The sequence below is a fragment of the Pedobacter nanyangensis genome, from assembly GCF_003313505.1.
Classification (GTDB): domain Bacteria; phylum Bacteroidota; class Bacteroidia; order Sphingobacteriales; family Sphingobacteriaceae; genus Pedobacter; species Pedobacter nanyangensis.
In genome coordinates this window covers 1-12,441 of the sequence record NZ_QMHO01000010.1, presented here as the reverse complement: position 1 = coordinate 12,441, position 12,441 = coordinate 1, and the positions used below count along the sequence as shown (strand labels likewise).

The window sequence follows — 12,441 nt, the reverse complement described above, 5'->3', positions numbered from 1 at the left end:
GATAAAGACACAATTAGATAATATTATGAATTTGTATTTTGATAAGCGGCTGAATGAATTAAGGCAATCTTATTTTGAAAGAATAACAGCACAAAATCAGGTAGAGAAATTGGGTAATGGTGTATTTGAACGCTATCAAAATCCTATTCTTACAGCAGCTCATACCCCTTTAAGTTGGCGCTATGATTTAAATGCCGAAACTAATCCTTTCTTAATGGAGAGGTTTGGTATCAACGCTACCTTTAATGCCGGAGCCATCTTGTTCAATGGTAACTTTGTTTTGGTAGTAAGAGTAGAGGGCCACGACCGCAAATCGTTTTTTGCAGTGGCCGAGAGTTACAACGGTATTGATAATTTTAAATTTTGGGAATACCCAATAATTATCCCCGAAACAGATGAACCCGATACCAACGTATATGATATGCGGTTGGTTAGGCACGAAGACGGCTGGATTTACGGTCTGTTTTGTACCGAAAGAAGAGATAAATCAGCTCCAGAAGGTGACCAGTCTGCCGCAGTTGCACAATGTGGCATAGTAAGAACAAAAGACCTTAAACACTGGGATAGACTGCCAGATTTGAAAACACCATCTCCTCAACAGCGTAATGTTGTATTGCATCCAGAATTTGTAGATGGAAAATATGCATTTTATACCCGTCCGCAAGATAGTTTTATCGAAGCTGGCAAGGGAGGGGGAATAGGATTTGGTGTGTGTGATGATATAGAGAATCCAGTAATATCCGTAGAAAAGGTAATAGATAAAAAGGTTTATCATACCGTTTACGAAGGAAAAAATGGGTTAGGCCCAGCACCAATAAAAACGGAGAAAGGCTGGCTACATTTGGCTCATGGTGTGCGCAATACCGCGGCTGGTTTGCGTTATGTGCTATATATGTTTATGACAGATTTACACGACATTAAAAAAGTGATTTATAAACCTGCTGGATACTTTATGGCACCAGAAGGTGAAGAGCGCATAGGGGATGTTTCTAATGTATTGTTCAGCAACGGCTGGATAGTGGACGAACAAAACAACGTCTACATCTATTATGCATCATCAGATACCAGAATGCACGTAGCCACAAGCTCTATAGAAAGGTTATTAGATTATGTAACCAATACGCCTGAAGATGGTTTACGATCTGCTGAATCAGTAAAAACAATTTCTAAAATAGTGTCGAATAACGCTAATGTTAACATTCAACAGTAAACATAGGCTTGCTTAAGTTTTATAGGTGCTTAATATTTAAGGTATCTAGCTATGATATGTCATTTATTGACAGAAGTTTTCCTTCTAGCCGAGGGAATTAATGAAATAAAGAATATTAAAATATACTGCAATGGCTGTTAAAGAAACGAATTACAATTACGTAAGTTATTTATGGGATGAAGAAGAAGCAGCGAATATGGCTGGCGATGAGGTGGCATTATTGATTTATCGTTCAAACCTATTAGGTGCTGATTTGCGCCTGACCAATTACGGTGGGGGAAATACCTCCTGCAAGGTTAACCAAATTGACCCACTTACTGGGCTGGAAACGGAAGTAATGTGGGTAAAAGGCTCCGGAGGTGACCTTGGCACTCTTAAGAAAAGCGGTCTGGCAGCGTTGTACGTGGATAGGCTGCGCAGCCTAAAAAATATATACAGAGGAGTGGAGCATGAAGACGAAATGGTGGCGCTGTTCAACCATTGCATCTATGATCTTGATTCAAAGGCCCCTTCTATCGATACGCCATTGCACGGTTTCCTGCCGTTTAAACATATTGACCATCTACACCCAGATGCGGCTATTGCCATTGCAGCAGCAAAGGACGGAAAAAAAATTACCGAAGAATTGTTTGGGGGCACTGTGGGTTGGGTAGAATGGAAAAAACCAGGTTTTGAGCTAGGATTGCAACTAAAGGCTTGTCTAGACGCAAATCCGGGTATTCGAGGTATCATGTTGGGTTCCCATGGACTTTTTACTTGGGGCGATACGGCCTACGAAAGCTATGTAAGCACTCTTGATGTAATTGAAAAATGTTCTGAATATCTAAACCAAAACTATGGCAGGAAAGGTCCAATATTTGGTGGTCAGAAAATAGAAAGCCAATCAGAAGAAATTAGAAAAAAACAAGCTGCGGCAATTGCTCCAACCTTAAGAGGGCTATGTTCTACAAAACAGCAGATGATTGGTCATTTTACTGATGATGTTAGGGTATTGGAATTTATCAACTCAAATGACCTTTCACGTTTGGCTCCAATGGGTACAAGCTGTCCAGACCATTTTTTGCGTACTAAAATCAGTCCTTTGGTGCTAGAACTGGATTCGGATGCAGATTTGTCTGACGCAGCTTCCATCAGAGCCTCGTTAACTCCTTCCTTTGAAGCTTATAGGCAAATGTATACAAATTACTATGAAACATGTAAGCATCCGGACAGTCCAACTATTCGAGATACCAATCCGGTAGTAATTCTATACCCTGGAATTGGAATGTTCACTTTTGCCAAAGATAAGCAAACGGCTAGGGTAGCAGCAGAATTTTATATCAATGCCATTAATGTGATGAAAGGTGCGGAGGCAGTTTCAGAATATACTTCACTACCTCATCAAGAAGCTTTTAATATAGAGTATTGGTTGTTGGAAGAAGCCAAACTACAACGTATGCCAAAGCCAAAACCATTAACAGGCAAAATCGCATTGGTTACCGGAAGCGCCGGTGGTATTGGGAAGGCAATTGCGAAGAAGTTTGCCTCAGAAGGTGCTGTTGTAGTATTAAACGATATGAATGCCGACCGATTGGAAGGAACAGTAAGTGAATTTGAAACACAGTTCGGGAAAGATACAGTGGCTTCTGTAACATTGAATGTAACCCACTCTGCTGATATTGAACTGGCTTTTACAAAGGCTGCACTTGCTTTTGGCGGTATTGATATCGTGGTTAACAATGCTGGTATTTCCATATCCAAAACCATTGCAGACCATACCGAAAAAGATTGGGATTTACTGTATGATGTATTGGTAAAGGGACAATTTTTTATTACTCAGGCAGCATCTAATATGATGAAAAAGCAAGGTACAGGTGGCGACATAATTAATGTGGTGAGCAAGAATGCCTTGGTAAGTGGTCCAAATAATGCTGGCTATGGTAGTGCAAAGGCTGCACAGTTACACTTGAGCAGGTTGAACGCTGCAGAACTGGGTGCCGATGGTATCAGAGTGAACGCGGTAAATCCAGATGCGGTGATTAGCGACAGCAACATTTGGGCAGGTGGCTGGGCAGAAGGGAGGGCGAAAGCCTACGGGGTTACAGTGGAGGAACTGCCAGCATATTACGCTAAGCGTACATTGCTTAACCAAATCATATTGCCAGAAGATATAGCCAATGCTTGTTTTGCATTTGTTGGGGGGCTAATGAACAAATCTACTGGGAATATGCTAAATGTAGATGGTGGTGTGGCCATGGCTTTTGTAAGATAATTCTAAGAATTATTCTGTGAGCCTGCCAACATATCTACATGGTTTGTTGGTTTCTTCAAAGCAAACAAGTACACAATTTCGTGGATATTACCTTAATCAATCAAAACCACATGAATATTGAACAAAAACATATTGCACAACATAACGATTCGTTAATATCTGCCCATAATCGAAAGCTAGCGTATCTAAAGGAAGATTTTCCCCAGCATGATTTAGAAAGAGCAATACAGAAACTGGTGGATTTTCAAATTGCTATTCCAAGTTGGGCTCTTGGGACGGGGGGAACGCGTTTTGGGAGATTTTCCATCATCGGCGGCGAGCCAAGAAACATCGAAGAGAAAATTGAAGATGTTGGATTGCTGCACCAGTTGAATGCTTCTAGTGGTGCAATATCACTTCATATCCCTTGGGACATTCCACAGGATGTGGCAAAGATAAAGGAGGTCGCTGGTCGGTTTGGTCTTGCCTTTGATGCCGTGAACTCAAATACGTTCCAAGATCAGCGAGATGCTGCCCACAGCTATAAATTTGGTTCGCTGCAACATGTAGACAAAGCGGTAAGGCAACAAGCTATAGCCCACAACATAGAGGTAATTAAGCAGGGCGATAAATTAGGGTCAAAAGCGTTGACGGTATGGCTGGCAGATGGTTCTTGTTTTCCAGGACAGCTTAATTTTAGAAGAGCCTTTGAAAACACCTTACAGAGCTTGGAAGAAATATATGTACAATTGCCGCCAGACTGGAAAATGTTTGTAGAATATAAGGCCTTCGAACCCAACTTTTATTCCACCACTATTGGAGATTGGGGACAATCCTTATTATTAGCCAGTAAATTGGGTAATCAGGCATATACTTTGGTTGATTTAGGTCATCATTTGCCCAATGCAAACATCGAGCAAATCGTTTCCTTATTGCTAATGGAAGGTAAACTGGGAGGCTTCCACTTTAACGACTCTAAATATGGAGATGATGATTTGACCACGGGCAGCATTAAGCCTTATCAGCTTTTCTTAATCTTTAATGAATTGGTAGAAGGAATGGATGCAAGAGAAATGAACCACGCTAAAGACTTGGGATGGATGATTGATGCCTCCCATAATGTAAAAGACCCTTTAGAAGACTTACTACAATCGGTAGAGGCAATAATGCTTGCTTATGCGCAGGCACTAATGGTGGATAGACCAGCTTTAAATAGTGCCCAGCAACGGAACGATGTGGTACGGGCACAGGAGATACTTCAGCATACTTTCAGAACAGACTTTAGACCCTTAGTTGCCGAGGCAAGATTGCGAGCGAATGCCGCTTTGTCGCCATTGGCACTTTATAGAGATTTGGATTATCGCAATCAATTGATTCGAAAAAGAGGTAAGAATACAACCTCTACAGGACTTTAGCGCATGGCGAACAAAAGGAAAATACCTGTAGTGGCTGTTTTCGATGTAGGTAAGACCAACAAAAAACTGTTTTTATTTGATGAGCACTACCGAGTAGTTTTTGAACGTTCAGCACGCTTTATAGAAACGGTAGATGAAGATGGAGAACCCTGTGAAAACCTCGAAAGTTTAAGGCTTTCGGTCTTTGAATCCCTTAAGGAGATATTCAGTCATCCCTTGTTTGATGTGAAAGCAATCAATTTTGCTTCTTATGGTGCCAGTCTGGTGTATATTAATGAGGAGGGTGAACCCTTAGCGCCGTTATATAACTACCTAAAACCCTATCCAGAGAAACTTAAACAGGAATTTTATCAAAAATATGGTGGAGAAATAGAATTCGCATCACTTACGGCCTCTCCAGTGTTGGGCAGCCTTAACTCTGGGATGCAGTTCTATCGTCTCAAAATGGAAAAGCCAGAGATTTATGCACAGGTACAATATGCCTTGCACCTGCCTCAGTACCTTAGCTATCTGATTAGTGGCGTAGCCTATACCGATAAAACGAGTTTAGGTTGCCATACCAATCTATGGAATTTTGATAAACAAGATTATCATGCTTGGGTAGCTGAAGAAGGAATATTGGAAAAAATGGCTCCAATAGTTTCATCAGATCATGTTACTTCGGCTATTTTTACGGGAAGCAAACATGCCGTTGGAGTGGGGCTGCACGATAGTTCCTCGGCTTTAATACCTTACTTGGTGTCGTTTAAAGAACCTTTTGTACTGCTTTCTACCGGAACTTGGTGTATTAGTTTGAACCCATTTAATCAACAACCTCTCACCACGGATGAGCTGTCTAATGATGTTCTTTGTTACATGCAATATCAGGGTATTCCTGTGAAAGCATCAAGATTGTTCTCGGGATATAATTATGAACAACAGATCAAGCGTATTGCTTTGCATTTTAAAACCGATATTACAGCATTTAGGAATGCTGTTTTTCGTCCAGATTATGTTGCTTTGTTATTGGAAAAATACGGGAATAAAGTTAATATTAATTGGAAGGAGCTTCAATTCGCCAGCAGGAACCTAAGTGCTTATGAAAATGTATGGCTTGCCTATCATCATCTAATGATGGATTTAGTAAGTCAACAATACCACTCTACCCAATTGGTGGTAGTTGGCACCAATGCTAAACGTATTTTTGTCGACGGCGGTTTTAGCCGAAACGTGGTATTTATGAATTTATTAGCCATCACTTTTCCAGAGGTGGAAGTATATGCAGCTTACATGCCTCAAGCTACAGCTATGGGTGCTGCTTTAGCCATACACAAAAGCTGGAATACCCAGCCATTGCCAAATAATATCATAGACCTTAAGCTATACACTCCAGTTCAAATAAAAGTAAATTCATGAATTTAGATTATAACCAATCTTATCCCGGTATAGATGACCTAAGAAACAGAGCCAAAAGTAAGATTCCTCGTTTTGCCTTCGAATATCTAGATGGCGGCTGTAATGAAGATGTGAATTTATATCGCAATACCGCAGAGTTGCGTAATATTCAGCTAAAGCCTATTTATCTTAATGAGTATACCGGGGTAGATATGAGTACAACTTTGTTTGGCAAGACTTATTCTGCTCCATTTGGGGTGGCTCCAGTTGGATTGCAGGGCCTGATTTGGCCTAATTCACCAAATATTTTGGCAAAGGCCGCACATAAGCATAATGTCCCCTTTATACTCAGTACGGTAACCACCAGTGCTATTGAAGATATTGCAAAAATTACCGAAGGCAATTTTTGGTATCAGCTTTACCATCCGGCAGAAGAAAAACTGAGAGATGATATTATCCGAAGGCTAAAAGAAGTAGAATGCGATGTTTTAGTTATTCTATCTGATGTGCCAACATTTGGTTTCAGACCACGAGATATCCGTAATGGATTGGCTATGCCACCGCGTATGACTTTAAACAATATTGTTCAGATTATGGGTCGACCGCATTGGGCCTTGCAGACTTTAATACACGGCACACCTTCTTTTGCTACCATGAAACCTTATATGCCAAAGGGCTTAGATATGAAACAACTAGGGGCTTTTATGGATAGAACATTTTCTGGGAGATTAAATAGAGAGAGAATAGCTGCCATTAGAGACCAATGGAAGGGTAAATTAGTTATTAAAGGAATTGCCAGTGCTGAAGATGCACAGCTTGCTATTGATTTAGGGCTAGATGGTATTATTGTTTCCAACCACGGTGGGAGGCAATTAGACGCGGCGGAATCGGCTATAAAATCGTTAACGGATTTATTGCCATTTAAGGACAAGATAACTATGATGATGGACAGCGGGATTCGTTCTGGAGCAGACATTGGTAGAGCATTGGCTGCTGGAGCAGATTTCACTTTCTTAGGAAGGACATTTATGTATAGTGTTGCTGCACTTGGTAATCAAGGAGGGCAACATGCCATGGCAATTCTAAAAAGTCAATTAAAACAGGTAATGGAGCAAGTTTGCTGTCAACAGGTTTCTGGTCTTACAAATCGGAAAGTTTGAAAACGAAAACTATTACTGACAAGTAATTCTAGGACGAGACAGTAAGGAAAAGCCTGGAAATAGGAGGGGAATCTAAACCACGAAAATGCCGAATAATAACTAGGTCATGGCAAATATTGCAAAGTTTTTAAGTTTAATACTTCCAAAAGATCAGATAAAGACCAACCTAATAGATTTGGTATCTTATGCATCAGATGCAGGCTTTTATTGCTTACGTCCTAAAGCAGTGGTATTGCCGAAATCGGAAGAAGAGATAATCAAGTTATTTGATTTTTCTAGAGAACATCAAATACCCTTGGTATTCCGGGCTGCCGGTACCAGTCTGTCCGGCCAGGCCATTACAGATGGAATACTTGTTGACCTTAGCCAGCACTGGGATAAAATACAGGTAGAAGGCAATGGGGCATTTGTAAGGGTTCAGCCCGGAGCGATCGGATCCGTAGTCAATGCCCATTTGAACAAATATGGCAGAAAAATAGGACCCGATCCCGCTAGTATAAATTCTGCGATGATGGGAGGTATTTTGTCAAACAATGCCAGTGGAATGTGCTGTGGGGTGAGTAATAATTCCTATCATACCATAAAATACATTCGTTTCGTCTTGCCTAATGGTAAAAGCTATAGCACCGAAATTGGTATCGATTATGAGCGTTTTAAGCAGGAATGTTCTATCCTCTATCATCAATTATTAGCGTTAAGATTTCAACTCATAAAAAGGACCGAAATATTCGAAAGGATAAGGAGCAAATATCGTACAAAAAATACTGTAGGGTATTCGATAAATGCTTTTATAGATTTTACGGAACCATTAGATATTCTTGCCCATTTATTGATAGGGGCGGAGGGAACGCTAGGATTTATAGCCGAAGCGGTGATGGAAACAATTCCAGATCATCCAACAAAATCTACGGCGTTATTATATTTTACAGATATTTGTTCGGCCTGCAAAGCTATAGTCCCATTGACTAGATCAGGTGCGGCTGCTGTTGAATTAATGGATAGGGCATCGCTTCGGTCTATCGAGGATATTTCGGGGATACCGGCCATTATCAAAACACTTCCAGAAACAGCGGCCGCATTGCTCATAGAGTATCAGGGGGAAAATTCTTTAGAAACACAAACAAAGATTGATAGCTTCCTTTCGATAGTTGCCCAGTTGGAACTGTTAAACGAAGCTTCGTTTACTTCGATCCCCCACGAGCAAGCATTACTATGGAAAGTACGGAAAGGAATGTTCCCTGCTGTTGGGGCGGTGAGAGCAAGCGGAACAACGGTGATACTGGAAGACGTAGCGTTTCCCGTAGAAAAATTAGGGGATGCAATAATAGATTTACAGGGGCTGTTTGGAAAATATGATTATCAAAAGGCGATTATCTTCGGCCATGCCAAAGATGGAAATATTCATTTCGTCGTTACTCAATCTTTTGACACCAAAGAGGAAGTGCAAAGATATGCCGATTTTTTAGATGAAGTGGTGGAACTGGTTGTAAAGAAATATGACGGGGCTCTAAAAGCTGAACACGGAACAGGGCGCAATATGGCACCATTTGTAGAAACTGAATGGGGCGGCGAGATTTATCAGATCATGAGATCTTTAAAAGAGTTAATAGACCCAGAAAATTTTTTAAATCCTGGTGTGATCATCAATTCAGACAAAAAAGCTCATATTTCAAACCTTAAAGAGCTCCCAAAAGTAGAGGAAGAAGTAGACCGTTGCATGGAGTGTGGTTTTTGTGAACATAAATGTCCCAGCAGAAACCTTACCCTAACGCCTAGAAGAAGAATTGTGATAAGACGAGAACTACAGAAGTTTAAGCGCCAAAATAATAGAAAGGATTATAAGACATTGTTAAACGAGTACCAGTATCATGGACTTGATACCTGCGCTGTAGATGGACTTTGTGCAACGGCATGTCCGGTAGATATAGATACCGGCGATCTGGTAAAACGTCTACGTAGGGAAAATCACTCGGTAATAGCAAATAAGATCGCATTGCAAACAGCGAAACATTTCAAGGCGGTATCAGGAATCATAAGGTTCGCATTGGCCTCTGGTATACTTGCCAATAAAATAATTGGGGGAAAAACCATGTTCCGTTTTACCAAGGGCATAAGGAAAATAGTGCCATCCTTTCCGTTATGGTCAAGCCAGCTAGCGTTGGCAAAGGCCATTCCACAGACAAACGAAAAACAAGGCCTAATGGCTAAGGTTGTGTACTTTCCGACATGTATTTCCAGGATAATGGGCGATGTGGACAGAGATGAAAAAGGAGTGATGCAGTTATTTTTGGATGTTTCAAAAAAGGCAGATATCGCAGTGATTATTCCAATGAGTATACAGACACAATGCTGTGGGCAGATCTATTCGTCAAAAGGGTTTAAAGACGCTTACACATACACCGTCAATAAAACCATCAGTGAATTGTGGGAAACGACACAAGGGGGAAGATATCCTGTAGTGCTGGACATTACTTCCTGTACCCAAACGCTGACCAATTGTCGCCCTGCATTATCATTAGTAAACAAGAAGAAGTTTGATGCGCTAAAGATTATAGATAGTTTAGCTTATTTACATGATTATATCGTGCCCAAAGTCAGGATATCAAAGAAAAAATCCCGTATCGTTTTACATCCTGTATGTTCATTACAAAAAATGGATGGATTGGATAGAAGATTTACGGCAATTGCGAAACATTTTGCGGACGAAGTAATGCTGCCTTTGTTCGCTGGCTGCTGTGGAATGGCAGGTGACCGGGGCTTTATCTATCCCGAATTAACGAAGTCGGCAATGCTTTTGGAGAAGGACGAAGTCTGTTCGTCAAAAGTGTATGAAGGTTACTATTCCTCTTCTAAAACCTGCGAAATGGCACTTTCAGAAGCAATAGGCGAAAATTATCAGTCTATACTAAAGTTAGCTGATGAATGTACACTCTAGGAAAGTTAGCTATTGATAGAGTAGATTGAAAACAGTTTTCGTTTTAGAAAAAGTGATGAAAATGGTGGTGTGCTGATAGTTTGTTAGCTAGGGATAACCTAAGCGGCTATCCCGTTTCACTACTGGTTGTAGGAAATAGAAAAAAGCAACTCTTCGCTTTCCGAGTAACCATTTTGTTCGGAGTAGTTTGCAGACTGTTTTTTGTCCAAATCTAGCAGCTTGCCCCGGTCGCCATTTTCACTTTTTTGTACTGGTTTGGACATTTTGTGCAAAAGGATGGGCTTTCTGTTTTCTAGAAAAACTTTGGTATCTGCGGCGGCATGGCCAATCCACTGTGGGTCTACGCCATCGAGGTAATCGAGTTGGTCTTGGTCAAGTTCGAAATGCTCGCTGATCCATAAGCGGAAGTCTGATCCTGCGGTGTTGGCCTCTAGTTGTAGGTCTTGGTCGGACAATTGGTAAAGAGTGGCGATCAGGTCGGCCGCTCCCTGATCGGTGAATGGGAATTTTTCCATATGTGTATTGATTATAATTGCTGAATGGGACAAGGTTAGGGATTGGTTTTGTAAAGGACAATTTTTGATTGGGGACTGGGTGTTTTGGCTTGGGGAGCGGGGCTTGGGCTTTATTTTTTATATTTTTTTGATTTTAACGTTTTTCGATGGTTAGAGAGGTTGTATATTTCTCCAGGTGGGTGCTTGCTGTTTTGGCTATAGTGGTTTCCCACCATGTGGTGGCTGGAACGCAGGATAAGGGTACTTTGGAGATTATCCGGCAGTTGAACTATTATGTGGCGATGGCCTTCAGCTGGCCCTTTACGTATCTGTTGATGTGGTGGATCCATTTTTGTATCAAGCGGCTGGATGTGGCGGTGCCGTGGCAGGTGTATTGGCAGCGCAGGTTGGTGTTACAGCTTCTGTTGTGTGTGGGGCTGGTGATACTGGTGGACTTATTGGTTGTCCGTTTATATTTTTGGGCCTTTGATAACGATTTTTCGGCCAGTGGCTATATGCGCACAGAGCTGTTGATTATTCTTTGGATGGTGCTGTTCATGAACTCTGGGTATACGGCCTGGTTCTTTTCTAGGAACTATTTCCACGGACTGCGGGTGAACAGACACTTGAAAGAGAACTTGGATAGGATTGTTTTGTCACAGGGGGCATCGCCAATACGTATAGATGCCCGCTTGGGTAATAAGCTGTTACAGGTCTCGCTCGATGAGGTGGCCTGTTTCGAGCGGCATGAGAACATCGGTCATGTTCATCTAAAGACGGGCAAGGTATATGTGGTGGAGATGACGATGCCCGCACTTTTGGAGATGTTGGAGGGAAAGGGTTTCTTTCAGATCAACCGTTCTGTACTGATCTCCCTTTCTGTGGTGTATGGCTTTGAAAAATTTGGTAGGGCACAGGGAATAGTATTGTTGGTGGAAGGGGTGGGATTGGAGGTTTCGCTGGTGGTCAGCAGGTCTAGGATGAATGCCTTTAGGGAGGCTTTGGCAAATTTTGGCAATAGCATTTGATTGGTGCCGTTGGCGTTGTTAATATGACCACTGGACAATCTATCTAGTCTGATCTGTGGAAATAGAGAATAAATTGCGCTTGTCGAATTGTAGCGGAATAACTCTTGATCCCATTTATGCAGTTATCTTCTCTTTTTATATCCTTGGACCATTTGGTTATGCTTGTCCTGCTATTTGCTGGTTGCTTTTACCAATTGGCGGTCTTTTTGTACAGTCCGGGTCAGGTTTGGCGTATCTGGCAAGTGTTGCTATGGGGCGTGTTGATGAGCTATAATGTGGTATCTGTTATATTCCCAAATGAGGAATTGCCTGTTCCACTTTCCCTGCAATATATTTTTCGCTATGGTGTCGGTTTTCTTTTGGGGAGTTGTTTTCCGCTATATTTCTATAAGGCACACGGCATAACGGAATTCGCCATTCATGTGAGGTTCGGTCTTCCGGTCTGTTATGGTCTTCCGTTTCTATTGTTTTTTGTTATCATGTTTCCTCTAGGCAAAGACTTGGAGCTGATCCTCTATTGGGTAATGGCGTTGCCCGTAATATATGTAGATTTCGTTGAAAGTAACCACTGCCTTTCGTTCCAAGCTGGTCACCC

8 protein-coding genes and 1 pseudogene are annotated in these 12,441 nt (G+C 41.5%); 8 read left to right on the top strand and 1 reads right to left on the bottom strand.

The window, feature by feature from the left end; all coding sequences use genetic code 11:
• Positions 1-25 precede the first annotated feature (25 nt).
• The 6 genes from DUT71_RS15030 to DUT71_RS15005 all read left to right on the top strand — a co-directional run bounded on the left by DUT71_RS15030 (position 26) and on the right by DUT71_RS15005 (position 10,324).
• Positions 26-1,210 carry a glycoside hydrolase family 130 protein gene (locus tag DUT71_RS15030; protein ID WP_113663372.1) on the top strand — a complete coding sequence of 395 codons (1,185 nt, stop codon included), beginning with the start codon at positions 26-28 and terminating at the stop codon, positions 1,208-1,210.
• 130 nt (positions 1,211-1,340) lie between these two features.
• On the top strand, positions 1,341-3,461 hold the full coding sequence (locus tag DUT71_RS15025) for a bifunctional aldolase/short-chain dehydrogenase (RefSeq protein WP_113663371.1): 2,121 nt from the start codon (positions 1,341-1,343) through the stop codon (positions 3,459-3,461).
• Positions 3,462-3,571: 110 nt separating this feature from the next.
• On the top strand, positions 3,572-4,855 hold the full coding sequence (locus tag DUT71_RS15020; protein ID WP_113663491.1) for a sugar isomerase: 1,284 nt from the start codon (positions 3,572-3,574) through the stop codon (positions 4,853-4,855).
• A 3-nt stretch (positions 4,856-4,858) separates the two neighbouring features.
• Positions 4,859-6,250 (top strand): FGGY-family carbohydrate kinase, encoded by a 1,392-nt coding sequence (locus tag DUT71_RS15015; RefSeq protein WP_113663370.1) that lies wholly within the window; start codon positions 4,859-4,861, stop codon positions 6,248-6,250.
• Positions 6,247-7,389, top strand: coding sequence for an alpha-hydroxy acid oxidase (locus tag DUT71_RS15010; RefSeq protein ID WP_113663369.1), 1,143 nt, complete (start codon positions 6,247-6,249; stop codon positions 7,387-7,389). Before DUT71_RS15015 ends, DUT71_RS15010 begins: the two co-directional genes overlap by 4 nt.
• 106 nt (positions 7,390-7,495) lie before the next feature.
• On the top strand, positions 7,496-10,324 hold the full coding sequence (locus DUT71_RS15005) for an FAD-binding and (Fe-S)-binding domain-containing protein (protein ID WP_113663368.1): 2,829 nt from the start codon (positions 7,496-7,498) through the stop codon (positions 10,322-10,324).
• Between the two features lie 119 nt (positions 10,325-10,443).
• Here DUT71_RS15005 and DUT71_RS15000 read toward each other — a convergent pair whose 3' ends face one another.
• On the bottom strand, positions 10,444-10,839 hold the full coding sequence (locus tag DUT71_RS15000) for a hypothetical protein (RefSeq protein WP_113663367.1): 396 nt from the start codon (positions 10,837-10,839) through the stop codon (positions 10,444-10,446).
• Between the two features lie 146 nt (positions 10,840-10,985).
• Here DUT71_RS15000 and DUT71_RS14995 point away from each other — a divergent pair, with 146 nt between their 5' ends.
• Both DUT71_RS14995 and DUT71_RS20400 read left to right on the top strand, forming a co-directional pair.
• Positions 10,986-11,846: a LytR/AlgR family response regulator transcription factor gene (locus DUT71_RS14995; RefSeq protein ID WP_113663366.1), complete on the top strand. Its 861-nt coding sequence runs from the start codon at positions 10,986-10,988 to the stop codon at positions 11,844-11,846.
• A gap of 116 nt (positions 11,847-11,962) precedes the next feature.
• Positions 11,963-12,441: pseudogene (locus DUT71_RS20400) on the top strand (hypothetical protein); the annotation flags it as partial.

Bases quoted from the DNA above. Each gene is read 5' to 3' on its own strand.
- DUT71_RS15005 (WP_113663368.1), top strand. From the start codon at position 7,496: ATGGCAAATATTGCAAAGTTTTTAAGTTTAATACTTCCAAAAGATCAG.
- DUT71_RS14995 (WP_113663366.1), top strand. From the start codon at position 10,986: ATGGTTAGAGAGGTTGTATATTTCTCCAGGTGGGTGCTTGCTGTTTTG.
- DUT71_RS15015 (WP_113663370.1), top strand. From the start codon at position 4,859: ATGGCGAACAAAAGGAAAATACCTGTAGTGGCTGTTTTCGATGTAGGT.
- DUT71_RS15025 (WP_113663371.1), top strand. From the start codon at position 1,341: ATGGCTGTTAAAGAAACGAATTACAATTACGTAAGTTATTTATGGGAT.
- DUT71_RS15020 (WP_113663491.1), top strand. From the start codon at position 3,572: ATGAATATTGAACAAAAACATATTGCACAACATAACGATTCGTTAATA.
- DUT71_RS15000 (WP_113663367.1), bottom strand. From the start codon at position 10,839: ATGGAAAAATTCCCATTCACCGATCAGGGAGCGGCCGACCTGATCGCC.
- DUT71_RS15030 (WP_113663372.1), top strand. From the start codon at position 26: ATGAATTTGTATTTTGATAAGCGGCTGAATGAATTAAGGCAATCTTAT.
- DUT71_RS15010 (WP_113663369.1), top strand. From the start codon at position 6,247: ATGAATTTAGATTATAACCAATCTTATCCCGGTATAGATGACCTAAGA.